The organism is Mesorhizobium sp. M0019, assembly GCF_040323975.1.
Taxonomy (GTDB): Bacteria; Pseudomonadota; Alphaproteobacteria; order Rhizobiales; family Rhizobiaceae; genus Mesorhizobium.
Window position 1 is genome coordinate 38,880 of the sequence record NZ_JAMYVK010000022.1, and the last position, 24,983, is coordinate 63,862.

Sequence of the window (24,983 nt, forward strand, 5' to 3'; positions counted from 1 at the left end):
AGGCCGCCGCAGACGAGGAAGCAGGCAGCATTCATGCAAAGCACTCGCGCGGATCGTGAAGACCGGCTGCGAACGATTTCCTCCAGCGTCGTTATCCGACCGCGGTGCACGCCGCGACATCGGGCGAACTCGCTCCAGGTGGTGTCGCTCGGCGTAGCAAAGCCGCTCGCGAGCGCGCCCTCAACAGCGCCGTAGCGAGTGACGGCTTTGCTACCGCCGAGCCGCTGATGAAGCTGGATGCGGGAGCCGCCACCGGCGCCGCCCCGGTCGAGAAGAACCTCTTGCGGCGGGCTATGGGCAACGACTAGCGCGAGCGCGACGAGCAGATGCGTGCCGGCATCGTGACGCGCTCGGCCATCATCTCCTTAGGATCGTGCAGTCTCACACCGTGCCCAGATGCCGGCCAACGCACAAACCTGGTAATCTGTGCCGCCGGCTCGTGGTCAGTTTGGCCTCCCTCACGATTTCCCAATCCCCACCACGTGCACGCTCGAGCAATGTGAGGGAGCGCTGTTACAACGATTTACCTTCGGATCAGACCGCGAATTTCATGGTCAGCCAAGTCGAGCCATGATTTCGGATTGAATGGTCGTCGCGGTGTATAGGGAAGCATCGAGCGGCAGATTCCCAAATGCCAGTTGACAAAGAAGGTAGTTAGCACCTGCCTCTTCCAACTGACTGAGCAGAGCTTCTCGCACAGACGCTGCTGATCCTACCACGCACAATTCACTCTCGACTGCCGCATCGAAGGTCAGCGGCAGGTTGGGTGGAGTGGGGATAGCGTTAAGCTCGTAAAGGAATTGGAAGCTCTTGAGCCATCGTTCGTAAGCAGGTGCCGCGAGCGAATAGGCATGTGTGTCACAACGCCCAACCACGACCATGCGGAGCAATCCAATAAATGGCGCTCGATCGCCCGCGCCAGTGTTGTCCTCTTGATAGGCGCGGAACGCATCAGTAGTTTTGCGAACAGAAGAGGAAGGTCCTACACACGCGATATTTGCTCCATTCGCAGCGGCCCAGGCTGCGGACTCGGGTCGATTGGCGGCGACCCATGTCGGCGGATGTGGACGCTGATGAGGTCTTAGCGTCAAAGGAACGTCATTGAGCTCAAAATGGCGGCCTTGATAGCACAGCGTGCCAACCTTCATGGCATTAACAAGTATTTCAACAAGAATTTCGCTGGCTTCCGCATAGCGGCCCGGCACCGCGTCCGCACCAATCCCGAAGTAACCCAATTCGATCGGGAGAGCACCGCGCCCTATGCCCAGTTCGAGCCTGCCACCGCTCAACTGGTCCAGCATACAGATCTCTTCGAACGCACGCAGCGGATGATAAAGCGCAAGCAGCATCACCAAGGGTCCGAGACGCAGGCGCCGGGTGCGCTGGGCGACGCTCGATAAGAACAGATTCGGCGATGGACCTCTCCCATGGGGGGTACAGTGGTGCTCTGCGAGATGATAGGCATAGAACCCTAGCTGATCGCACGCCTCTGCTAATATCAGGCGATCTTCGTACTGCCGGGCGATATCGAGGCCGTCCTCGTCCAGATGATCGAAGATGCCGAAGGCTAGGTTTGAAGGAAAGACGTTTGTCACTCGATATTGTCCCCGATTTTAAAGAAAAATGTTGTCGTGCTTGGGTGACCAAGCAAGCCTAAAGATAGCAATGTGTGATATCGGATTAGCGTCAGCGTACCGAACGAGCAGAGCCTGACGCTCCCCTGCCCGTGGTGCTTGGTATGTTTAAGCTTCCAACTATATCGCGAGCGGCAGCAAGAAATGCATCCAATTGCTCTTTTGTGCCGATGCTGACGCGGATGCAATGTTCCAAACCATTGTCCGGAAAGTAGGCAACGAGTATCTTTTGCCTTTCCAAGGCTGCTTGCCACCATGAGCCGTCCTGTCCCGCTGGCACACGGGCTAGCAAGAAATTTGCGTGGGAGGGCGTTACGGAAAATCCAAGTTGCGACAGTGCGGCTGTCACTCGCTGTCGTTCATGTCTGATGTGCTTGTGGTTCTCTGCGTAGGCGCCGCGATGCGCAAGCACGCTGATACCAACCGCATGCCCGATCACGTTCATGTTGAAGACGTTCTGGATGTTGCGCAGCCTGCCAATAATCTCAGGGTGACCGAAACCGAAACCGACGCGAATGCCGGCGGCGGCATAGCTCTTCGAAAATGTTCTCAAGATCAGAAGGTTCGAATAACGGTTGATGAGGCGCAGCCCGTGATCGGGTGCAAAGTCGACATAGGCCTCATCAAGGACGACCAGGCGATCCGATTGTGCCACGAGGCGTTCGATATTGCTTATCGAGAGGAATGTTCCGGTCGGATTGTTTGGATTGGCCACCAGAATGAACTTGGCGTCTTTTGCCGGACCGAAAAGCAATTGCTCCATTGGCAGCGAATGAGTTTGACATCCGATCTCGAGAAACTCAGCACCATGCAACATGGCAAGTTTGCGGTTGAACGAAAACCCTGGCGATATCATCGCCACCTTGTCGCCAGGGGCGAGGAAAGCTCTGTAGATGAGTCCGAGCAGTTCAGACGACCCGTTGCCTGCGATGACCTGATCCGTGGATACGCCATAGGTATTGGACGCTGCTTCCCTCAAGCTGATGTTATCGTCGTCCGGATACAGATACTGGCGATTGAGGGCCGCCACTGCACTTTGCATTATGATTGGCGGCAACGGAAACGGGTTCTCATTCGTATTCAGCTTGACAAAACTTCTGTCCGGCGCTGGTCCGTTGGACGGCAGAGCATCTAGCTGTCGCGTCCCTTGCGGAAGAGACGAAAGCACAGCTTGCAGTTTTGCATCGGACATATTTTATCTCCGTTTCAGTCGCACAGGGCATCCGTATGAGCTCGCAACGAGAGCAACATGGCGGACGGATTGACGATGGCAGCGTCGCCTTTCACAAGATGGTCGCAACGCCGGCTGCCACGGGAATTCGGCCAGGCTGTCCTCGGTCGGATCGACTTGACGCGGACGCGGATCTGCATCCCTGCGCGGGCCAAGCCGCTAAGCGGTCTCAGCTAATCCGCCTGAGTCATGCTTTCACAGACGCTTGACCTCGATGCCGTATTTCCTCAGCACGTAGCCAATCTGGCGCGGGGTCAGTCCAAGCAGGCGCGCCGCCTTTGCCTGCACCCAGCCACATCTTTCCATGGCAGCAATGACGCGCTCGGCGTCGGTGGTCCTCGCGCCCAATGAGTGGGTTGCTCCGGCAGGCGGGACTGTGGTGGCGGCCGAACGAGCGGCCGCATCCGGCGGCGTGGCCGGATTCACTGCCTCTGGGAGGATTGGCGCTGGTTGCAGCGCGGCCTTGCCCGATCTGCTCTTCCGCAGCGCCTCGGCAAAGCATTGGTCGTGGGAGCACGCAAAGTCGTTTCTCCCGATTGATCGTCCCTCCGCCAGGATCGCTGTCCGGTGCACGCAATTTTCAAGCTCGCGAATGTTGCCGGGAAATTCACATTTCATCAGTACTTCAATCGCACGCGCATCGAAGGTCAGCGTACGGCCGTTCTCATCGTTGAAATTCTTGAGAAACTCAGCTGCGAGGAGCGGAATATCGCTGCGCCTTTGGCGTAATGCCGGCACCAGCAAGGGAACCACGTTGATGCGATAATATAGGTCGGCGCGGAACTCATTCCTTGCAACCGCCTCTTCAAGGTTCCTGTTCGTGGCGGCAATCACGCGAACGTCGACCTTGATGGTCTGGTTGCTGCCGACGCGCTCAAACTCCTGCTCCTGCAGCACGCGCAGTAGCTTTGCCTGGAAGGAGGCCGAGATCTCGCCGATCTCATCCAGAAACAACGTCCCCTTGTCGGCGAGCTCAAAGCGACCCTTGCGGGAATTGAACGCGCTTGTGAAGGCACCCTTCTCATGACCGAACAATTCGGATTCCAGGACTGTCTCTGGCAGCGCTGCACAATTGAGTTTGATGAAGGGCCGCTTGGCGCGCGGCGACAACTCGTGAATTGCCTTGGCGACCAGCTCCTTCCCGGTACCGGATTCGCCTCGCAACAGAACCGTGGTCTTTGCCTTAGCTACCACTGCGATCTTCTCGAGCAGCGCGCTTAGCGCCGGACTATCGCCAATCATCCCCTTGACGTGAACCTTCTTGCGCTGCGGTGCAGGGTGCTTGACATCAGAGAATTGCGTTTGCAGCCGATCTTCCACCTCTGTCGGTCGTTCGCGGTCGCCCGCGGAGAAGCGGTGCAACTTGACTGTCTGTCCCACCATGTTGGCGATCATGGTGAGCAGCCGGACATCATAATCGAGCCGATACGTTGACCTGCTGTCCAAGGCGCGGTCGATAATCAGCGTGCCTACGGCGTTCCCATCAACACGAATGGGAACGCCGATGAACGACACGGGGTCGGAGGCCCCAAGCACCTCTATGTCAGCGGTAGTGAAGGCCGAATGCACCGCTATGTTCTCGGCGACGAGCGGCGTGTCCGTCGTCACAATCCGATCGATTGCCTTGCGCGGCAGACGCATCCGGGAGCGCTCATCGCTGTTCTCGTCGCAGCCGGTGACTACGGTGATGTCCAGTATGCCCTCAGCGTCGAAGAGAGCGATGATGCCGTGCCGCATCTGCACAAACGAGGGCAGGAGATCGACGACCTTGGCCAACGTGACTTCGAGCCGGGCGGGGTCGGTGAGTACTTTCGATATTTCGAAGATGCCGGTAAGCGCGTGCTCGTGCGATGGCACAAAAGGGACCGCGGTGTTCGTCTCGGACTTTGGGTAAGCCCTTTTCGCATCCGGAAGCGAAATGCGGCACTCGCTGGCATTTTGTTCTGATTTGGGAATGTTGTGGTGCATGTGATCCTCGATCTCGCGCCATGAAATGCATGCCGGCGGCATGTGCGCCCGCGACGTCGCGGGCAAGCGCGAAAATGCTCTGACGTGAACTCGTGCCACCGCCGTGTGGTCGAGTACAAAGCGGGTCGACCCCTGACGCATCGCTTGGCTCTCCCTCCACGAAGCTTGGCCACGTTCTCGGCTTGCACGGGGGCAACCACACGTTGATTTTCAAAAGACTGGAGCGAGGCGGGATAGTCAATCGAGCTTTCTTTCATTCGTGAAAGGAAACCTCGCGGCCTATGATAGAATTCATCAGTTCTAATTTTTGTCGGCGATGTTGAACGACAGAAATACGGCGCCGGCGATGCGGTGCCCGAGCGGCTGACCGCGCCGAGTATAAATTGCCGGGCCGTGCCATTCACCAGCGCCTGCGAACCAGGGGCGGCAGCGATAATCACTGCCGACGACACTGGTCGGTCGCGGCAACCGCCATTTCCTCGATATTGATGACGCAGATAAGGCGGCGGCGTCGCGTGTGAAGGCGCGAAGCTGGCGGTCGAGCGCGGCTTTCTCGCCGGTGCTCGGAACTTCTGAACCGCATCGTCGCGGTCAGCACCAGCGGCGTCAATCCCTACGTCTCGACGTCGCTTTCAAGCTGTCGCTGCAGCGGCAGCGCGGCAAAGAACACGGCAATTCTCCGCTCTGGTGCCAGCGATGCGGCCCTTCCCAAAGTCGGCAAACCGAGGAGCCCACCACGATGTGCAGCAAAACCGCAAGCCAGAGAGATCGACCGGCAATCTGCCGGAGAACATCAAGCGCGTGCTGGACGGCGGCCTTGTCATTCCCGTCTTGTGCCACCGCATTCATCCCATCATTGGCGAGCCCAACGTCAGTTCAGGTCATGCGGATCCATTTGGCATGGGTATTGCGGCGGCGTTGGTGCAGCGTTCGACCGGAGCGCCGCGATAGGGAGAAGCCCGGGAGAAGTCACGCCACCTCGATCCGGTCAGGGAGAGAGAAACAGTGTCAGCTGCACAAGTCCGCGGCGCGAGTCCCGCGCCCCGCAAACCCTTCTATGCCAAGCTTTACGCGCAGGTGCTTGCCGCCATCGCCCTCGGCGTCGCAATTGGCTATTTCTATCCGGGGACCGGCGAGAGCCTGAAGCCGCTGGGTGATGCCTTCATCAAGCTGGTCAAGATGATCATCGCGCCTGTCATCTTCCTGACAATTGCGACCGGCATTGCCGGCATGAACGATCTTCACAAGGTCGGCCGGGTCGCCGGCAAGGCAATGGTCTATTTCCTCACTTTCTCGACGCTGGCGCTGATCGTCGGCCTCATCGTCGCCAATGTCGTCCAGCCTGGCGCCGGCCTCAACATCGATCCGGCCTCGCTCGATGTCCAGGCCGTGAATACCTATGCCGCAAAGGCCCACGAGCAGTCGGTCACCGGCTTCCTGATGAACATCATCCCGCCAACGATTGTCGGTGCCTTCGCGGAAGGCGACATCCTGCAGGTGCTGTTCTTCTCGGTTCTGTTCGGCATGGCGCTCGCGATGGCCGGAGAGACGGGCAAGCCTGTCGTTTCCTTCCTACAGGCGCTCATCGCGCCTGTCTTCAAGCTCGTCGGCATTCTCATGAAAGCCGCGCCGATCGGCGCCTTCGGCGCAATGGCCTTCACCATCGGCAGATATGGCATCGGTTCGGTCGTCAACCTCGCGATGCTGGTCGCGACGTTCTATTTCACCGCCTTCCTCTTCGTGTTCGGGGTTCTCGGCGCGGTCTGCCGCTACAACGGCTTTTCGATCTGTTCTCTCATTCGCTACATCAAGGAAGAGCTGCTGCTTGTCCTCGCAACGTCCTCCTCGGAGGCCGCGCTCCCCTCGCTCATGCAGAAGATGGAGAAGGCGGGCGCCAGGCGTTCGGTTGTGGGTCTCGTCATCCCGGCCGGATATTCGTTCAATCTGGACGGCACGAATATCTACATGACCCTGGCGGCCCTCTTCATCGCGCAGGCGACGAACACGGATCTGTCAATCGGCGATCAGGTGCTGCTGCTGCTCGTTGCGATGCTTTCCTCCAAGGGCGCTGCAGGTGTAACAGGTGCGGGCTTCATCACCCTGGCTGCTACGCTCGCCGTAGTTCCGAGTGTTCCCGTTGCTGGGATGGCACTGATACTCGGCATCGACCGCTTCATGTCCGAATGCCGGGCGCTGACGAATTGCGTCGGCAACGCAGTGGCATCCCTCGTCGTTGCCCGCTGGGAAGGAGAATTGGACCGAGCGCAGATGAAAGCCGCCTTCTGCGGTCATCAGCTTGCCGAGGCATCAAACCGGATATCCTCCGCCGAGTAAGGGCGACGCACCGCGACCGGTTTCGCCAAGCTGGTCACATGACCTGAACGATCGACTCGCAGGCTCTAAACGGCGCCTCACGGACCATGTATCAGAAGCGCTAAATGTGTGAGTGCAAATCGTCGCCGCCCTAAGCGAATGAACCTTCCGTTATACCCGGCCGGTCTACGTCTGGAGTAGCCCAATACGCTGTCGATCATTCAGTATGCGGGCGTCTTCACTTTTGCCCACCCGAAACCATTGTCGAATCGCGCTAGGTGACAGAGAGCCAGCCTGCGTCAAAAACCAATCAGAATAGGACCCATGACCAAGCGCCCCACAATTGCCGATCTCGCCCGCGAAGCCCAAGTCAGCGTAGCAACGGTCGATCGGGTTCTGAACGCCCGCCATCCGGTGCGCGAGGAGACCGCGCGGCGGGTCCACGACGCCGCCCACGCGATCGGCTATCATGCTGCCGGGCTCATCAAGCAGCGCTTTCGGCGAGACCTACCGTGCTACCGTCTGGGCTTCATCTTGAGAAAACCGGCCCAGCATTTCTACCAAGACTTTGCGCGCGAGGTCGAAGCGTCGGTCAATTTGGCCCAGTCCTTCCACGGCATTCCGCTCATCCAATTCGCCCCGTCACATATGCCGAGCGACCTAATCGCACCGCTCAAGGATTTGGGCGCACGCTGCCATGCGATCGCGATGGTGGCACCGGACCACCCAAAAATTACAGCAGCGGTTGAGGACCTCAAGGCCAAAGGCATTCCAGTTTTCTCGCTGCTTTCCGACTTCGCCGCCGGCGTGCGACAGGGCTATATCGGCCTCAACAACCGCAAGGTGGGGCGCACGGCCGCTTGGATGGTGTCCAAGGTCGCAAAACGGCCCGGCAAGGTGGCGGTGTTTGTCGGTAGCCATCGTTTCCAGGGGCACGAGCTCCGTGACGTCGGCTTTCGCTCCTATTGCCGTGAGAACGCGCCGACGTTCGAGGTGCTCGATCCGCTTGTGAACCTGGAGAAACGGCAGATCACCTACGAGGCAACGCTTGATCTCATGCAGCGGGAACCCGAGCTCGTCGGCTTCTATGTCGCCGGGGGCGGCATGGAGGGCGCCATCTCCGCGGTCCGGGAAGAGGGTAAAAGTCGCGATCTCGTCGCGATCGTGAATGAAATCACGCCGGAATCTCGGGCGGCACTCGCTGATAACATCATCACGATGGCGGTCGCCACGCCAATGCGCCGGCTTTCCCAGGAGCTGATAACGCTGATGATGCGGGCTATCGAGACCGGCACTGCTGAAACACCAGGACAGACATTTCTGCCGTTCGACATTCATCTGCCGGAAAATATATGAAACTGATGGCTTCTATCGTAAGCGGGGAAGTTTCCTTTCATAAATGAGAGAAAGTTGATTGATGATCCCATCCACGCGGGGTAGCCGCACCCCACAGGCCTCAGCCGCGGCCCAGGATGAAGCGCCAATTGGGTGAACGGATCGGCCACGCGTTCAGGCGGAAGCGCGAGGTAAATTCCCTACATCCGCAGCGTCAATCGCGACCGGCTTCATTGCCAACATCTCGACGTTGTCGGTGCAGGGCGGTGTCGTCAAGGATGCCTCACGCCAGTAGCCGAGCGAGGCCGGCACAGTCCATTGGGATTGACCTCGTCGACCGGCATCTCCTCGCCTGGCCGCGCGTGAAAAGCCGCGGCAAGGCCGGCAAAGTTGGCATTTGAGTGGGGCTAAACATCTTCTGGGACTTCGCACGCGAAATCGGAGGCGGCAGTCAACTCAGCACCAACCCGGGCATGTGTTCTGCTCGTTCCTGGCCCTCGTACTCAGCAAGGAACTGCGCCGCTCTGCCGAGCCAAAGGCCTGACGCCCGAATGGCAACCGCTCCTACGCGATCGCGACCGCCTCCAGGAAGCCCGAGACGCTCAATAGCTTTCAAGCAATGGCGCCAGGCGAGATGCCTCCTGCAACATCATTTCCCGCATCCACAGGCTTGCCGGATCAGTATTGTGAAGCGCAGGCCATTGGACGGCCTCCGTGAATGCGGGATGAGGAAGTGGCGGCGGAAGTCCGACAATCCGCAGGGGTGTTGTTTTTGCGAAATGCTGCGCCAGCCGTAAGGGCATGGTCCCGATGCGGTTGGTGCCTGATAGGACGGGCGCGATCAGGCTAAAGCCCTGTACGACGACCTCGATACGTCTCTCGAAACCGTGCTCGAGCAAATACCACTCCTCCATGGTGGGCTGCCGGGTGTGCCTGAATTTGAGCACGACATGCCCCATCGACAAGTATCGCTCGAATGTAAGTGGCTCTGACAGCTGCTTGTTCGTGCCGCAGCCTACGCATACGAGCATATCTTCGAACAGGGCTGCGCGAGGATGTTTCGACATGAACACTTCCGGCATAATCAGAAAATCAACGTCGCCGCGCCGGAGAAGCTCCTCGGGGTCGTCGCAAATAGGCAGACATTCGAAGCGGACGGCGGGAGCTTCCCGCGCAGTACGCTCTACGATCCCCTTAAAAAGCACGAGCGTGAGGTAATCGGAAAGCATGATTCGGAAGAGACGATCCGATTGGGCTGGGTTAAAGGCGTCGGAGGAAATAATCGATAGCTGGATGTGCAGCAATGCGTCCCGGACTGCTGGGGCAAGCCCCTCCGCGCGCGGTGTCAAAATGAGCTCGCGGCCGTTCATCGTAAATAGCTCATTGCTGAAGTAGGCGCGTAACCGAGCGACGGCGGCGCTCATGGCCGGCTGGCTCAGATTAATACTGTTGGCCGCGGCAGTGACTTTACGCTCCCTGATCAGAGCGTCCAGCACAACGAGGAGATTCAGATCCAGCCCCTTAAACCGCATATCCTGATCTATCCAGCGTGTGGATGGGCATCATCTAAACAATCAATTTTACGAATTTACGAACCATGCATTAGAGGAACGTAAATGACCGACGTCAAGCTCAAATCGACGGCGCCGACACGGGCGGGAACATCGAGAGAGCTCATTGGCGAGCCCCACCGGCTGGCTCACCTTCGCTAACGACAACGGTTGAGTGCAGCCAACAACGCCGCCGCTTTGGCCGGGTAATGCGGCCCGCAAGAAACTATTTTGAAGAGAGGTCCTGAATGCGCCCTCAGGTGCAGTGGAAATTGTGCTGGGAAAACGAGTTGCAGCTCTCCGATCACGTTGAGCTCGCCGAGTTCTTTCGTGATACCTACGGGCCGACTGGGGCGTCCAACGCAGAACCGTTCGTGGGTAGTCGAAGCTGGGCCGGAGCCAGGCCTGAACTCCGCGCAATCGCCTATGATTCAAGCGGTGTAGCGGCTCACATGGGCGTACTGCGCCGTTTCATCAAGGTTGACGCGGTCGACCTGTTGGTGGCTGAGCTGGGCCTGTACGGGGTACGTCCGGACCTTGATGGTCTCGGAATCGCCCATTCAATCCATGTCATGCTTCCAATACTGCAGGAGCTTGGCGTTCCATTCGCTTTCGGAACGGTCCGGGACGCGCTGCGGAATCATGTTGAGAGGTTCGGGCGGCGATACAGCCCTTTGGCCGTTTTGTCGGGAATTCGCGTGCGCTCCACCCGACCAGAGGCGCGCCTCGACCTGCCGCCCACACGCATCGATGACGCACTCACCATTGTTCTGCCAGTTGGACGGCCGATCAGCGAATGGCCCACGGGCACGATGATCGATCGGAACGGACCAGAGCTATGAGCCGTCCCGATTGCTTGTACGAAGTGCGCCGTGAGTGCTCTGACGGCACCGGCCGTCGCAGCGTTTATCTGACGTTTGACGACGGTCCCAATCCACTTTTCACACCGGAGATTCTGGATGTGTTGGCAGAGCAGCGGGTGCCGGCGACTTTCTTCGTCATCGGCGCCTACGCCTTAGAGCACCCGGATCTAATCCAACGAATGTTTGCAGAAGGGCACGAGCTAGGCAACCACACGATGACTCATCCGGATCTGTACAAATGCGGCTTCGGCGAAGTGCAACGTGAGATCTTTGAAGCGAACGGCGCCATCATGAGGGCGTGCCCTCCGGCCTCGGTGCGCTATATTCGCGCGCCCTACGGGGCCTGGAGCGAAGAAGTCTTCACAGCGTCACAGATCGCCGGGCTGACGGCCCTCCATTGGTCCGTCGACCCTCGAGATTGGTCTCGCCCTGGGGTCGACGCGATTATCGATACCGTGCTCGCCTCTGTCCGGCCGGGCGCAATCGTACTCTTGCACGACGGATGCCCTCCCGGCGAGTTGAGCCAGGGCGCTCACGCCGGTCTGCGCGACCAGACGGTCACGGCGCTGTCCCGGCTGATTCCAGCACTTCATGAGCGCGGATTTGTAATCCGCTCACTTCCTCAACATCACTGAACAAACGAGATCCCATGACTCTTCTTGGTACAACCAGCACTGTGGCCATTTCGCTTTATGCACTGCTCTCGACTGCTTATAAGAGCATGCAGGGGATTTATGCTCTGCCGACAAACGACTCATCGGCGTTGGAGGATCTCGTCGGCTCCGATCAACTGCCCAGCGTGGATGTCATCGTCCCCTGCTTCAACGAGGATCCGCGCACGCTTTCAGAGTGCCTGGCGTCCATTGCAGACCAAGAATACGCCGGAAGACTTCGGGTCTATGTGGTTGATGACGGTTCTGGAAATCGCGAAGCCGTAGGAACTGTCCACGAAACCTACGCGCGCGACCCTAGGTTCGACATCATTTTGCTTCCCGAGAATGTTGGAAAGCGCAAGGCGCAGATCGCCGCGATACGCCGCTCATCCGGGGATTTGGTGCTTAACGTTGATTCAGACACGATACTCGCGTCCGACGTCATCACCAAGCTTGTACCGAAGATGCGAGATCCAGCGGTCGGCGCAGTCATGGGTCAGTTGATTGCCAGTAACCGGAGCGAGAGCTGGCTGACAAGGCTGATAGACATGGAGTACTGGCTGGCTTGCAACGAGGAGCGCGCGGCACAGGCTCGCTTCGGTGCCGTTATGTGCTGTTGCGGCCCATGTGCCATGTACCGCCGGTCTGCGCTCCTTTTGTTACTGGACCAGTACGAGTCGCAATTTTTTCGGGGCAAGCCAAGCGACTTCGGGGAGGATCGCCATCTCACTATCCTCATGCTGAAAGCAGGCTTTCGAACCGAGTACGTTCCGGGCGCCATCGCGGCCACAGTCGTTCCGAACAGACTCGGACCGTATCTGCGCCAACAACTCCGTTGGGCACGAAGCACATTCCGGGACACGCTGCTTGGGCTGCGCTTGCTGCCCGGCCTCAATAGCTATCTCACGTTGGACGTGGTCGGACAGAATCTCGGGCCGCTACTCCTCGCCCTATCGGTACTAACGGGCCTCGCACATTTCGCACTGACAGGCACTGTGCCTTGGTGGACAGGACTGATGATTGTGTCCATGACCATGCTCCGATGCAGCGTGGTAGCATTTCGTGCTCGACAGTTTCGATTTCTGGGCTTTTCCCTGCACACGTTCATCAACATCTTTCTCTTACTTCCCTTGAAGGCCTACGCGCTGTGTACATTGAGCAATAGCGATTGGCTGTCGCGAAGCTCTGCTGTCGCTACATCGAACACTGGGGGAAAACAGGCCCCCACCCAAACTCCGATCACTGGATCAAGCAGGGCAGAATTCTCACCGCATGCGGCTCCGCTTCGCAGGCTCAATCTTGCGCGGATTCTTCGGGATTAGCGCTGTCGAGCAACATCTGCGGCGACGAGTGATCGCTAATTACCTAGGTGGACGAGAGGTGGACGAGTTTGACCCAGAACATGAATCATCAGTTGCTCGATCGGGAATTGGCCGCAGACGATCCGTGGCGCCTCGACGGCAATCCGTTCGAGCGGGAGCGCCACACGCAAATGCTCCAGCTGGCGCTTGCCCAAGGCTCCATTACAAATGCCCTCGAAGTCGGGTGCGCTGCCGGCGCATTCACGGAAAAACTAGCTCCCTACTGCCAAGGGCTCACCGTCATCGATGTCGTGGCGCAAGCGATTGCTCGAGCACGTCAACGGATAAAGGAGCCGTCGCGCATCAACTGGATAGTCTCCGATGTTCAACAGTTTTCGACCGACCAGTTGTTTGACCTGATCGTTGTGGCGGAGGTCCTATACTACCTCGAAGACATAGCCGAGATGCGCGCGGCCGTCAAAAACCTGGTGCGGGTGCTTGCGCCAGGCGGGCATCTGATCTTCGGATCGGCAAGGGATGCTAATCGCCGTCGCTGGGGTCACGCCGCTGGTGCTGAGCCGGTCATCGCCATGCTGAACGAAACGTTGATCGAGGTAGAGCGTCTTGAGTGTCGGGGCGAGTCGGCTAACGAACACTGCTTGCTCGTCCGTTTCCGGAACCCGCTTTCCGCTTCCTGATGAATCGAATTTATCGCCGTTAACGTGGAGACACTATGCGCATCTGTGGTATCAAGCTGACCCATGACGGGGCGATCGCCCTTGTCGAGGATGGACGGCTCGTCTTCTGCGTTGAGCAGGAAAAGCGGCACAACAATCCGCGTTACCAAACCATCGATAATCTCGACGCAATTGTCGCCGCTTTGGCGGAACAGGGGCTAAATCCTTGTGATGTCGATCAATTCGTTATCGACGGCTGGGATGGCGAAGACGAGTCACAGTTTCAGGTCGGGCAGGCAACCAAGCAACCGCCAGTCTTGGCGACCCTCTCGGTAAAATGAACCCATGTCCATGGTAGCGATCGATCTTACTGACGTAAGCAAAACTTATGACAAGCTCGTTGTCGACAGACTGTCGTTCCGCGTTGCAGCGGGGGAATGCTTCGGGCTCTTGGGACCGAACGGTGCGGGCAAAAGCACAATTGCGCGTATGGTCCTCGGCATGACATCGCCTGATGCGGGGAAGATTACTGTGCTCGGCGCTCCAGTGCCGGCGCGCGCGCGTTTGGCACGTATGCGCATCGGCGTGGTCCCGCAGTTCGACAATCTTGATACCGCGTTCACTGTACGCGAGAACCTGTTGGTGTTCGGGCGCTACTTCCGGATGAGCAGACGCCAGATCGAAGCGGTTATACCGTCGCTGCTTGAGTTCGCCCGCCTCGAGAACAAAGCGGATGCGCGCGTCGCCGAACTGTCCGGCGGCATGAAGCGGCGCCTGACGCTCGCGCGTGCGCTGATCAATGACCCGCACTTGCTGGTGATGGACGAGCCGACCACCGGCCTCGATCCGCAGGCCCGCCACCTGATCTGGGAACGGCTGCGATCGCTGCTGGCGCGGGGCAAGACTATTCTTTTGACTACCCATTTCATGGAAGAGGCCGAGCGGCTGTGCGATCGGCTGTGCGTTATGGAGGAGGGGCGCAAGATCGCCGAAGGCCGCCCGTCCGCACTCATTGACGAGCAGATCGGCTGTGACGTGGTCGAGGTCTACGGCGGCAATCCGCATGAACTGGGTGCGCTGATCCGGCCGTACGCACAGCGCATCGAGGTGAGCGGTGAGACGCTTTTTTGCTATGCACCCGATCCGGAGCAGGTGCTGGTGCAGCTACGCGGGCGCGCGGGTCTACGCCTTCTGCAGCGTCCCCCCAATCTCGAGGATGTGTTTTTGCGGCTAACCGGGCGCGAGATGGAGGACTGAACAATGGGCGAACGTTATGCGGCGGGCATGCCCGCCAATGCGTGGAATTGGGTCGCGGTTTGGCGCCGCAACTATCTTGGATGGAAGAAAATCGGGCTTGCATCGGTTCTCGGCAACCTCGCCGATCCGATGATCTATCTGTTCGGTCTCGGCTTTGGCATCGGAACAATGATAGGTCCTGTTGATGGCACTTCGTACATTGCGTTTCTCGCGGCTGGCATGGTTGCCACAAGCGCGATGGCATCGGCGACCGCTGAAACGGTTTACGGGAGTTTCGGCCGCATGGACCACCAGCGCACCTGGGAAGCAATGCTATGCACTCAGCTGACGCTCGGCGATATCTTACTCGGCGAATTGGCGTGGGCAGCCACCAAGGCCCTGATGGCGGGCACAGCAATCACTATTGTTGCCACCACGCTCGGCTACGCATCGTGGCCATCCATCCTCTGCTTGCTGCCAGTCATCGCTCTCAGTGGCCTCGCCTTCGCGAGTCTAGCGATGGTCGTCACGGCGCTTGCGCCCAGTTATGAATATTTCATATTTTATAATACGCTTGTTATAACACCCATGCTGTTCCTTTGCGGCGCGATGTTTCCGGTCAACCAATTGCCCGGCGCTTTTCAGGACGTCGCCTCCTTGTTGCCGCTCGCACATGCAATTGACCTCATTCGTCCGGCGATGCTTGGCCGTCCGGCCGGCAGCATGGGCCTGCATATCGGCGCGCTTTGCATATACACGGTTTTACCGTTCTTCCTGTCGGTTGCTCTATTTCGTCGTCGGCTGATGCGTTGACGCTACTCACCATTCGTAAAATTGATTGTTTTGGCGATACCCATCCACGCGTCGGATAGGTCAATAGATGCGTTTTAAGGGACTCGATCTAAATCTCCTCGTTGTGCTGGACGCTTTGATAAGGGAGCGTAAAGTCACCGCCGCGGCCCGCAGTATTAACCTGAGTCAGCCGGCCATGAGCGCCGCCGTCGGTCGGTTACGCGCCTATTTCAGCGATGAGCTATTTACGATGAACGGCCGCGAACTCATTTTGACACCGCGCGCGGAGGGGCTCGCCACAGCAGTCCGGGAAGCATTGCTGCACATCCAGCTATCGATAATTTCCTGGGACGCCTTTAACCCGGCCCGATCGGATCGTCGCTTCCGCATCATCCTTTCCGATTACCTCACACTCGTATTTTTTAAGAAGATCGTAAAGCGTGCTGCGCGGGAAGCTCCCGCCGTCCGCTTCGAATGTCTGCCTATTTCCGACGACCCCGAGGAGCTTCTCCGGCGCGGCGACGTTGATTTTCTGATTATGCCGGAAGTGTTCATGTCGAAACATCCTCGCGCAGCCCTGTTCGAAGATATACTCGTATGCGTAGGCTGCGGCACGAACAAGCAGCTGTCAGAGCCACTTACATTCGACCGATACTTGTCGATGGGGCAGGTTGTGCTTAAATTCGGGGACACCCGGCAGCCCTCCATCGAGGAATGGTATTTGCTCGAGAACGGTTTCGAGAGACGTATCGAGGTCGTCGTACAGGGCTTTAGCATGATCCCGCCCCTTCTATCAGGCACCAACCGCATCGGGACAATGCCCTTACGGCTGGCGCAGCATTTCGCAAAATTAATACCCCTGCGGATTGTCGAACTTCCGCCGCCACTTCCTGCCGCATTCACGGAGGCCGTCCAATGGCCTGCGCTTCACAATAATGATCCGGCAAGCCTATGGATGCGGGAAATGATGTTGCAGGAGGCATCTCGTATGATTACCCCGCCTAAGAGCACCGGACGTCTCAGTTGTCGGCCGAATTGAGCAACTGACTCCCTCGGTTATGAGAGGAGGCATGGATGGCGATTGGGATTGGGCGATTCCTGCATTGTCGAGAACGATGCAGGGAGAGCAGATCCTTCAGCATGAAGAGGTGGCAGCGATGCTGCGGCTGCATGAGCTTGGTTGGGGAATGAACCGACGGGCGAAAGAATTCGGGTGCGCGCGCAACACGGTGCCTCGGTATCTAAGGGAGGGCGGGACTGTTCCGTTTCGCAAGCCTGTGCGGCCGACCGCGTTTGACGGACTGGACGATTGGCTGCGGGAGCGCTTCTTCCCCCATGGCTCGGGCTGGATGACGATCTCGACCCGCTCCAGATGCGCCGGGAACGCCTTGCGCGGTCGCGCAGCACGTCGCGGCTCGCCTGTCGGTCTTGCGGCCTCGAGCTCGGACTCAATCGCGCCGAGCCCGGTCTGGATTTCGTCGAAGGCGAAGGCCTGCTGGTCACGTTCGAGCTTCTCGGAGCTGCGACCGAAGCGGCGCGCTCCAGCTGCTTGACGATCCCATAAAGGTCGGCGATCCGCTCCTGGGCAGGCTCGTTGAGTATCGCCATCCGGACGATCTCGGCCTTGAGTGTTTCGCTCCGGAGTTGTTGGAGTTCGGCCTTCTCCGCCGCCATGGCGACGAACATCGCCTTGAGCATATCGATTTCGTGGGGACGGGCCGAAGCGCTTCTCGTCATGACGCCGACAGAAGCTTATTGTGCACGGCCTGAAGCCCGCCTTTTGCGCCTGAGTCACTTCGCCACCGCCTTCCGGCCGGACGCCGTCGCCGTTCGGCTCGAACGCGTGTCCAGTCCATGCCTTCGACGAGCGCCATCAGTTTCGGCGCGGCAAGCCGATCACGCCGTTCTCCGCCAGCGGAACTTGTCCTCGTCCAGCGCTCACGGTGCGGGTATGCCGGCGTCGAGCAAACAGAGAGAAGTTTGGGGCCCAACCAGGACGGCCCCGTTACGAAGTTCGTCCTAGTCCCGGTTTGAGTGTCGAATCTTCATCGATTGCATCGGCGACCAGCGTCTCCGCCGCCTGCGAGCCCGCAACTGCTCAGCAGAAGGAAGCGAACGTGAGTGCATCCATTTCGTAAATGTGTGTCTATCCAAGCAATCGATTTCTCTAATTATCCGATGAGCAATATGAACGCGTCAGGCAGGGTGCATCATTAGGAGTATTTTTCGATGGCAAACATTATCAAGGGTGGCCCGGGTGCCGAAACACTCATGGGCACCGAGCTTGACGATTGGATGGAGGGTTTCCAGGGCGGTGACTGGATTGACGGTCGTGGCGGCAACGACGAGATCTCGGGTGGCCCGGATAGTGACCGACTCATCGGCGGCAAGGGTAACGACCGCATCTTCGGCGGAGATGGCTGGGACGATCTCTCCGGCGACAACGGCCGCTTCAACCCGCGCGTCTCCGGTGAGGACAATGACAGGCTCAGCGGCGGTCCCGGCCAGGATGTCCTCTACGTGGGTGACGGCCAGGACACGTTGACCGGGGGCACCGACAGTGACACGTTCGTGTTCCAGTTCCACAATCCGGTGCCTGGGGTTGTCGGGTCGAAGTCGGACATTTCCACTATCACCGATTTCAACCCAGCGGAGGACAAGTTCGCCTTCGATGCGGTGGGCCTCTACAATGACGGTTTTGGCGCGAACTTCGTCAACAACGCCAGCATACAGTCCGGCTACCCGGTGAGCAGCTTCTACAGTGGTGCGGCCTCAGGTGCGAACGGCGAACACGTCGTGGTAATCACTGGCGAATCTTTCAACTCTGCTTCTGAAGCCGCGAGTGCGATCTCCGGCGAGCACGCCGGCGACATCATTGTCTACCAAAGCAGCTACACCGACAGAGTCGCAACTCTGGCCTATGTCACCGCCGACAACAGCGCGCATGAATTCGTCCACCTGGGCGGTGTGGTCACCGTGGCCGACCTAGGCCTGACCGCGTCGGACTTCACCTTCGTTTGATCCAGAAAACCCATACGGAACAGCGCCCCGCCCCCCGGGGGCGGGCGCTTTCCGTTTCCGCTACTTGCGATGGGCCGGGGCGCCCGGGAGCAGTCGCAGCGTGTACAGCTTGACGAAGCCCTGCACGTCGCGCTGGTCGTACACCGAAATCTCCCTGAAGGCGTGGAGGCGGAAGCCTGTTCGGGCCCTTGCGGCCGGCCACGATGACGTTGCCCTTCCAAACCTTCAGCCGGACGGTGTTGTTGTTGACCCGCTCCATTAGATGCCAAACCAAACACATTCGGCGGGAGCACTGATCCTGAATCAGCGCGCGGATGCAGTCGGTTGCCGCTCGGGGAGCAATATAGGGAGCTGGGTCGCCAGATCCTCACGGAGACCTACGTGAGTAACCATTCCTTGAAGAATTCAGCTTTGAGACCTTTCCCTCTGAGTTCCGCTATTTGGGGAATTCTGTTGATCAGCGGCGTGGTCAACGTGCTTGCGCTGATCTCGCCGCTGTTCATGCTTCAGGTCTACGACCGCGTTCTGGCAAGTGGCAGCGTATCGACGCTAGTGGGGCTCGTCGTGCTTGCTGCAGGGCTTTATGCGTTCCAATGCCTGCTCGACGTTTTGCGCGCCCGCGTGCTGCTGCGGATTGGCGAGCGTTTCGATGAACAGTTTTCCGGACGCGTTCACGATGCGATCGTTCGCCTTCCGCTTTTAAGGCGCATGCCGGGCGACGGCTTGCAGCCGCTTCGCGATCTCGACAATATTCGCGGATTCTTAGGTGGAAACGGTCCGACAGCGTTCTTCGATCTGCCATGGATGCTGCTTTATCTTGCCATTTGCTTCCTCTTTCATTTCTGGGTCGGCATGACGGCCCTTATCGGGGCGATCGGTCTCACATCTCTGACACTTCTTGCCAACACTCTCTCGCAACAACCGATACGCGATACCATTGCCCACAACATGGCACGAAATGGTCTACTGCAAGCAGCGCGTTGCAATGCCGAGGTCGTGCAAGCTCTCGGTCTCGGAAGGCGGATCGCTGCCCGATGGCACACGGCCAATGCCAAGTATCTGGCCGCCAGCCGGAAAGCCGGGGACGTGGCAGGTGGGCTGGGTGCCATTTCAAAGTCGCTGCGCGTGCTGCTGCAATCGGCCATTCTTGCCGTCGGCGCGTACCTTGTCATCAGACAGGAGGCTACGGCCGGGGTCATGATTGCCAGTTCGATCATGATGGGGCGTGCGCTGGCTCCGGTCGATCTGGCCATTTCAAGCTGGAAATCCTTCCTCATGGCGCGCCAGGGTTGGGCGCGGCTGGAGGACCTCTTGGAAAAGGTTCCTGAAACCGCTCCTGTTATGCCTATGCCTGCACCTGAACGCGAACTCCGCCTCGAAGGCGTGACAATCGTTCCGCCCGGTGAAAGGGAGCCGACCGTGACCGGCCTTGCGTTTGCCGTTCAGGCGGGAAGCGCACTCGGGATCATCGGTGCATCGGGTTCGGGCAAGTCGACACTCTCGCGCGCCATCGTCGGCGCATGGGCGCCGGTCGCCGGAAAGGTTCGCATCGACAGCGCAAGCCTCGATCAATGGGACCGGGAAGCGCTAGGCCGTCATATCGGCTATTTGCCGCAAGGTGTTGAACTGTTCGACGGCACCATTGCCGAAAACATCGCTCGTTTTGAAGATAATCCTGACCCTGAGGCTATTGTCACCGCGGCGAAAGCAGCGGGCACGCACGAACTGATCCTCCGATTTGAGCACGGCTACGAAACTCCGATTGGTGAGGCCGGATCGGCACTTTCCGCCGGGCAGCGCCAGCGTATCGGTCTTGCCCGTGCTCTTTATCGAGACCCTTTCCTTGTTGTGCTGGATGAACCCAATGCCAATCTCGATGCGGAAGGCGAGGCTGCGGTCGTCAAGGCGATCGCCTCCGTGCGCGGGCGCAAGGGCATTGCGGTTGTCGTCGCCCATCGGCCGAGCGCCATCCGCGCCGTGGATTTGGTGTTGGTGATGGAAGGTGGACGGCAGCGAGCATTCGGTGCGCGTGATGAAGCGCTTTCCAAAGTCTTGAAGAGGGGGGCGATGGCACCAGGCGCTGGCGTCAAGGCCATCGAGTCTACACAGGATAACGTGGGAGCGCGCGCTGACATGGAGGAACCCGGTGTCCGGCATTCATCAGAACAATGACGTTTCCAGCTCCATTCGCCGGCACCTGGTGGCGGGCCTTCTGGCGAGCGTGATCTTTGTTGGAGGAGCCGGAGCCTGGGCGGCCTTCACGAATCTCTCCGGTGCGGTTGTCGCGTCCGGACACTTTGTCGTCGATTCCTATGTGAAGAAGGTGCAGCACCCGACCGGTGGGGTGGTGGGAGAAATCCTGGTGAGCGAAGGTGATAAAGTAAAAGCCGGCGACATCCTCATGCGGCTCGACGCCACCCAGACGCGCGCCAATCTCGCTGTAGTCACCAAGCGGCTCGATGAGCTGGCCGCCAACCTGGCACGACTCGAAGCTGAGCGTGACGATCTGGCGGAGATCGCCTTCCCGGACTGGCTGCTCGCCCGCAGAGATGTTCCGGACGTAGCTTCGGCAGTACATGGCGAGACGCGGCTGTTCGAATTCCGCAGACAATCCCGCGACGGAAGGCAGGCGCAGCTAGCGGAACGCATCACTCAATATGAGCACGAGATCGAGGGACTCAAGGCGCAGGAAATTGCTTGTGAGAAAAGCACCGAGATCCTCCAAAAGGAAATTGCTGCCCTGAGTGGGCTGCGCGACCAAGGCATTGTCTCGGACCAACGCTTGAACAGTCTGAAGACGCAGGTTGCCACTTTCGGCGGCGAACGCGGTGAGAAGATTGCACATCAGGCACAGACGGCAGCCCGCATAGCCGAAACGCGCCTGCAGATCCTGCAGATCGATCCGGATTTCAAGACGGAAGTCGGCCAGGAGCTCAGAGAGGTTCAGGCGCAGGTTGGGGAGTATGTTGAGCGCAAGGTGGCGGCTGAACAGGAACTGCGACGGATCGATATTGTCGCGCCGCAGTCAGGCGCCATTCAACAACTCGCAGTTCATACGGTCGGAGGAGTGATCACGCCCGCCGATCCGATTATGCTAATCGTGCCGGAAGGCGACGATCTTGCGCTTGAAGCACGAATCACCCCGAAGGACATCGACCAAATCCAGCTTGGTCACAAGGCCGTGCTGCGGATGTCAGCCTTCAATCTGAGGACCACGCCGGTATTGAACGGATATGTCAGCCGGATCGCAGCCGATCTGGCGACGGACGAAAAAAACGGCGTTTCGTATTACCTGGTGCGTCTGTCGGTTCCGCATGTGGAACTGACGAAGCTCAAGGACCTGACGCTCGTGCCCGGCATGCCGGCCGAAGCGATGATCCAGACGGGCGAGCGTACGGCGCTTTCTTATTTTGTGAAGCCGCTGTCGGACCAAATCAGTCGCGCATTCCATGAGGAATGAAAGTGATCCACAGAAATATTTTGTTGGTATTCTTGTTGGTTGTTACGCATGCATGAGAATCATAACCGTCTGAAAACACAACCATACGTTCCTCAGTTGGATTCCGCCTCTGACTCAGATTCGTGGTTCCGCGGTCATTTTGCCCTTCCAAGTCGCCGCCCATTCAGTTCTTGGCCTCGAGCGCATTAAGATACCCATCATCGTACACAAAGGCTGGAAAAGAGTCCGGTGTCTTGAGCGACCCTAGGTCTGGAGACCTAGGGTGAGCCTGCAAGCACAGGGCCAGGAAATGATTGAGCGTCTGCAATATTCGGACAGGTGCATAGGAAGACAGGCAGGCGTTAAAGACGCGCTTTCAACGCGCTAAACCGATGCTACGCACCCCGACCGTCTTGCCGCCCTCGCTCCCGCCGCTAGGAATCAATCGCGAGCAGGCTGCGACGTTCATCGGCGTAAGCTCAACGACCTTTGATGAAATGGTCCAGGACGGCCGGATGCCGCAGCCACGAATGCCGAGCAAGGGGCGCATTGTTTGGGACGTCGAGGAACTTGTATTGGCGTTTCGAAAGCTCCCTCACCGCCAAATCGGAGGAGCACCAAAGCTTGACGAAGATTCGCCGCCACTAGACAATCCTTGGGATCGAAAACCACGAACATGACGGATGAGCCCGTGAAAATCGATCTTAAGGGCGTAGTGAAGGACACTGATCGCCACGGCAATGATCGGTACTATTTTCGCGCACCGGGTCGGAAGAAGGTCCGGCTCCGTGAACCGACCGGCAGCGACGAGTTCCTCGAGGAACTGCGCTGCGCGCGCGCCGAGGTCACTTATGTTCGGCCCGGCACTCTTCCCGAGATTTGCCGGCGCCTCCCCAAGCCTTCCGAGCCAGCGAAGAAAGGCACGTTACTGTGGCTTTGCCAGGAGTATTACCGTCGGGGCGGCACGGAAATCACCCAAGACACTATGGCGCGCCGACGAGCAATTCTGGAGCGCGTATGCGAATTACCTCATCCCCTCGAAGGTGAGCCGGATCCTCAGTATCCTACCAAGGGATCACTGCCATTCGCCGGTATGAAACGGTCTCATGTAAAGGAGATCAGGGACACAAGGCTCGACGCCCTTGGCGCCGCAAACAATATCGTAAAAGCCATCAGTGCGATGTTTGAGTGGGCAAAGGACACAGAGATTCCGGGCGTCGACTCCAATCCCGCCCGCGGCATCAGACGGCTGAAGAGCGGCGACGGCTGGCACCCCTGGGACGTGTCGGAGATCGTTCAATATGAGAAGCGGCATCCGCTGGGTACCGCAGCCAGACGTGCGCTCTCGATCTTCATGTTTACTGGCCTGCGCTTGTCCGACGTCGCGATCTTCGGTCGACAGCACATCACGCTCGTCTACAACGAGGAGACCGAGCAGTGGGAGAAGTGGATCAGAATCAAGCCTGGGAAGACCAGTCGTAACAAGGATGCGGTGTTGGTAGAGCTGCCGCTTCTGCCCGAACTAGAGGCGGAACTTGAGCACACGCCCTCCGACCAGATGACATTCCTGGTCAATGAATATGGTCGCCCGTTCTCGGAGAACGGTCTAGGCAACAAGATGCGCCAGTGGTGTGACCAAGCTGAGCTGCCGCACTGCAGTGCTCATGGAATTCGGAAGGCCGGCGCGACGATCGCCGCGGAGAACGGCGCGACGCACGAGCAGCTGAAGGCGATATATGGGTGGACTACGTACCAGCAGCCCGACCACTACATCAAGAAAGCGCGCCGCCGGAAGGTAGCGAGAGCGGCGAAATACCTGCTGCTTATCGATCGAAAAGAGAACAAAATTGTCCCACTTTCCGCCGGGGTGGAATTAGGTGGGACAATTACGGCGAAAAAATCGTGATTTAACAATAGCTGTCAATGGTCATGGTGGGCCCGGAGGGACTCGAACCCCCAACCAAGCGGTTATGAGCCGCCGGCTCTAACCATTGAGCTACAGGCCCCACGGCGCTGGATTAGTGTTTTTCCCTGAACCGCACAAGGCTTTCCGAGGCCTTTCCGAGCAGGCGTTCCAAGGGGGCTGGCAGAGATCGCCCAAATCAGCCCATATTGATAACCTATTGCACGTCGCCCATTGGACGCCGGCCAACACTCGGCTGTCTTGGGATCCCAGATCGAGGAGATTTCATGACCAGACGTATTTTGCCCCTGGCGATTGCCGCCGCAATCGCATTTCCGGCGATCGCGGCCGCCGCCGATTCGCCACCGCCGCCGCGTATCGTCGTCACCGGTGAAGGCGAGGCGGCGATAGCACCCGATCTGGCTCTGCTGACGCTCAGCGTCATGCGCGAAGCCAAGACGGCACGTGCAGCGCTCGATGCCAATAACGACGCCATGGCCGCAGTGATCGCTGCCATGAAATCGTCCGGCATCAAGGAGCGCGACCTGCAGACCGCGGGCATCCAGATCAATCCGCGCTATAACTACACCAACAAGCCCGACGGCAGCCAGGAGGCCGAGCTTGTCGCCTACCAGGTGACCAACACGCTTTCGGTGCGCATCCGAGACATCGACAAGACCGGCGACATTCTCGATAAGGCGGTGTCGCTCGGCGTCAACCAGGGCGGCGGCATCTCCTTCTCCAACGACGATCCGGCGGCAGCCGTCACCGAGGCGCGCAAGAAGGCCGTCGCCAATGCCATGGCCAAGGCCAAGACGCTGGCCGAAGCGGCCGGCGTCGGCATCGGCCGGGTCCTGGAAATCACCGACCAGAATTTCGCACCACCGCCGATGCCGATCAACGCCAAGGCATTCGATGCCGCCGGTGCGTCGGTCCCGGTGCAAGCCGGCGAAAATTCCTATACCGCACAGGTGACGGTGACTTTCGAATTGAAATGATCATCGCTTGCAGCATGAAAAACCCCGGAGGATCGATCCTCCGGGGTTTTTTGAGCCGCGCTTCCTGGC

20 protein-coding genes, 1 tRNA gene and 3 pseudogenes are annotated in these 24,983 nt (G+C 58.8%); 18 read left to right on the top strand and 6 right to left on the bottom strand.

The window, feature by feature from the left end:
• The first annotated feature begins 104 nt into the window (after positions 1 to 104).
• The gene (locus tag NKK47_RS17385) at positions 105 to 308 is read left to right on the top strand and encodes a hypothetical protein (RefSeq protein WP_352457028.1); all 204 of its coding nucleotides are present in this window, start codon (positions 105 to 107) and stop codon (positions 306 to 308) included.
• Positions 309 to 554: 246 nt separating this feature from the next.
• On the opposite strand, the gene NKK47_RS17390 is transcribed toward NKK47_RS17385, so the two are convergent.
• From NKK47_RS17390 to nifA, 3 genes are all read right to left on the bottom strand, one after another.
• Complete coding sequence (locus NKK47_RS17390; RefSeq protein ID WP_023678254.1) at positions 555 to 1,595, bottom strand: LLM class flavin-dependent oxidoreductase; 1,041 nt, start codon at positions 1,593 to 1,595, stop codon at positions 555 to 557.
• A 91-nt stretch (positions 1,596 to 1,686) separates the two neighbouring features.
• On the bottom strand, positions 1,687 to 2,826 hold the full coding sequence (gene hisC, locus NKK47_RS17395; protein ID WP_352577717.1) for a histidinol-phosphate transaminase: 1,140 nt from the start codon (positions 2,824 to 2,826) through the stop codon (positions 1,687 to 1,689).
• Between the two features lie 234 nt (positions 2,827 to 3,060).
• Positions 3,061 to 4,833, bottom strand: a complete 1,773-nt coding sequence (gene nifA / locus NKK47_RS17400) for a nif-specific transcriptional activator NifA (RefSeq protein WP_352516383.1) — start codon at positions 4,831 to 4,833, stop codon at positions 3,061 to 3,063.
• A gap of 741 nt (positions 4,834 to 5,574) precedes the next feature.
• Between nifA and NKK47_RS17405 the strand changes: the two genes are divergently transcribed.
• From NKK47_RS17405 to NKK47_RS17415, 3 genes are all read left to right on the top strand, one after another.
• Positions 5,575 to 5,784, top strand: coding sequence for a hypothetical protein (locus NKK47_RS17405; protein WP_156937379.1), 210 nt, complete (start codon positions 5,575 to 5,577; stop codon positions 5,782 to 5,784).
• A gap of 54 nt (positions 5,785 to 5,838) precedes the next feature.
• Positions 5,839 to 7,167 carry a dicarboxylate/amino acid:cation symporter gene (locus NKK47_RS17410; RefSeq protein ID WP_352523373.1) on the top strand — a complete coding sequence of 443 codons (1,329 nt, stop codon included), beginning with the start codon at positions 5,839 to 5,841 and terminating at the stop codon, positions 7,165 to 7,167.
• A gap of 303 nt (positions 7,168 to 7,470) precedes the next feature.
• A complete protein-coding gene (locus tag NKK47_RS17415) occupies positions 7,471 to 8,502 on the top strand; it encodes a LacI family DNA-binding transcriptional regulator (protein ID WP_352577718.1) in 1,032 nt (343 codons plus the stop codon).
• 581 nt (positions 8,503 to 9,083) lie between these two features.
• On the opposite strand, the gene NKK47_RS17420 is transcribed toward NKK47_RS17415, so the two are convergent.
• Complete coding sequence (locus tag NKK47_RS17420) at positions 9,084 to 10,013, bottom strand: LysR family transcriptional regulator (RefSeq protein WP_352523371.1); 930 nt, start codon at positions 10,011 to 10,013, stop codon at positions 9,084 to 9,086.
• A gap of 266 nt (positions 10,014 to 10,279) precedes the next feature.
• Here NKK47_RS17420 and NKK47_RS17425 point away from each other — a divergent pair, with 266 nt between their 5' ends.
• The 9 genes and pseudogenes from NKK47_RS17425 to NKK47_RS17465 all read left to right on the top strand — a co-directional run.
• Positions 10,280 to 10,873, top strand: a complete 594-nt coding sequence (locus NKK47_RS17425; protein ID WP_352577719.1) for a NodA family N-acyltransferase — start codon at positions 10,280 to 10,282, stop codon at positions 10,871 to 10,873.
• Complete coding sequence (gene nodB / locus NKK47_RS17430; protein ID WP_352577720.1) at positions 10,870 to 11,529, top strand: chitooligosaccharide deacetylase NodB; 660 nt, start codon at positions 10,870 to 10,872, stop codon at positions 11,527 to 11,529. The genes NKK47_RS17425 and nodB overlap by 4 nt, the downstream gene beginning before the upstream one ends.
• A 14-nt stretch (positions 11,530 to 11,543) precedes the next feature.
• Positions 11,544 to 12,869, top strand: coding sequence for a chitooligosaccharide synthase NodC (gene nodC / locus NKK47_RS17435; protein ID WP_352466667.1), 1,326 nt, complete (start codon positions 11,544 to 11,546; stop codon positions 12,867 to 12,869).
• Between the two features lie 80 nt (positions 12,870 to 12,949).
• Complete coding sequence (nodS, locus tag NKK47_RS17440; protein ID WP_352523407.1) at positions 12,950 to 13,546, top strand: nodulation methyltransferase NodS; 597 nt, start codon at positions 12,950 to 12,952, stop codon at positions 13,544 to 13,546.
• 35 nt (positions 13,547 to 13,581) lie between these two features.
• A pseudogene (locus NKK47_RS17445) lies at positions 13,582 to 13,815 on the top strand (carbamoyltransferase N-terminal domain-containing protein); the annotation flags it as partial.
• Between the two features lie 55 nt (positions 13,816 to 13,870).
• Positions 13,871 to 14,782 (top strand): nodulation factor ABC transporter ATP-binding protein NodI, encoded by a 912-nt coding sequence (nodI, locus tag NKK47_RS17450; protein WP_023719311.1) that lies wholly within the window; start codon positions 13,871 to 13,873, stop codon positions 14,780 to 14,782.
• A gap of 3 nt (positions 14,783 to 14,785) precedes the next feature.
• Entirely contained in the window at positions 14,786 to 15,574 is a 789-nt protein-coding gene (locus NKK47_RS17455) for an ABC transporter permease (RefSeq protein ID WP_352516374.1), read from the top strand.
• Positions 15,575 to 15,641: 67 nt separating this feature from the next.
• Positions 15,642 to 16,592: a LysR family transcriptional regulator gene (locus NKK47_RS17460; protein ID WP_352577721.1), complete on the top strand. Its 951-nt coding sequence runs from the start codon at positions 15,642 to 15,644 to the stop codon at positions 16,590 to 16,592.
• A 31-nt stretch (positions 16,593 to 16,623) separates the two neighbouring features.
• A pseudogene (locus NKK47_RS17465) lies at positions 16,624 to 16,890 on the top strand (hypothetical protein); the annotation flags it as partial.
• A 77-nt stretch (positions 16,891 to 16,967) separates the two neighbouring features.
• Here NKK47_RS17465 and NKK47_RS17470 read toward each other — a convergent pair.
• Positions 16,968 to 17,348, bottom strand: a pseudogene (locus NKK47_RS17470) (transposase domain-containing protein); the annotation flags it as partial.
• A 434-nt stretch (positions 17,349 to 17,782) separates the two neighbouring features.
• Here NKK47_RS17470 and NKK47_RS17475 point away from each other — a divergent pair.
• The 4 genes from NKK47_RS17475 (at position 17,783) to NKK47_RS17490 (ending at position 23,919) form a co-directional block, all read left to right on the top strand.
• Positions 17,783 to 18,574, top strand: a complete 792-nt coding sequence (locus tag NKK47_RS17475) for a calcium-binding protein (protein ID WP_352577722.1) — start codon at positions 17,783 to 17,785, stop codon at positions 18,572 to 18,574.
• 396 nt (positions 18,575 to 18,970) lie between these two features.
• Positions 18,971 to 20,746: a type I secretion system permease/ATPase gene (locus tag NKK47_RS17480; protein WP_352577731.1), complete on the top strand. Its 1,776-nt coding sequence runs from the start codon at positions 18,971 to 18,973 to the stop codon at positions 20,744 to 20,746.
• A complete protein-coding gene (locus NKK47_RS17485; protein WP_352577723.1) occupies positions 20,721 to 22,034 on the top strand; it encodes an HlyD family type I secretion periplasmic adaptor subunit in 1,314 nt (437 codons plus the stop codon). The genes NKK47_RS17480 and NKK47_RS17485 overlap by 26 nt, the downstream gene beginning before the upstream one ends.
• Positions 22,035 to 22,704: 670 nt before the next feature.
• Positions 22,705 to 23,919 carry a tyrosine-type recombinase/integrase gene (locus tag NKK47_RS17490; protein WP_352577724.1) on the top strand — a complete coding sequence of 405 codons (1,215 nt, stop codon included), beginning with the start codon at positions 22,705 to 22,707 and terminating at the stop codon, positions 23,917 to 23,919.
• Between the two features lie 24 nt (positions 23,920 to 23,943).
• Here the strand turns inward: NKK47_RS17490 and NKK47_RS17495 are convergent.
• Positions 23,944 to 24,019, bottom strand: a tRNA-Ile gene (locus tag NKK47_RS17495).
• A 184-nt stretch (positions 24,020 to 24,203) separates the two neighbouring features.
• Here NKK47_RS17495 and NKK47_RS17500 point away from each other — a divergent pair.
• Entirely contained in the window at positions 24,204 to 24,914 is a 711-nt protein-coding gene (locus tag NKK47_RS17500; protein ID WP_023678276.1) for an SIMPL domain-containing protein, read from the top strand.
• Positions 24,915 to 24,983 lie beyond the last annotated feature (69 nt).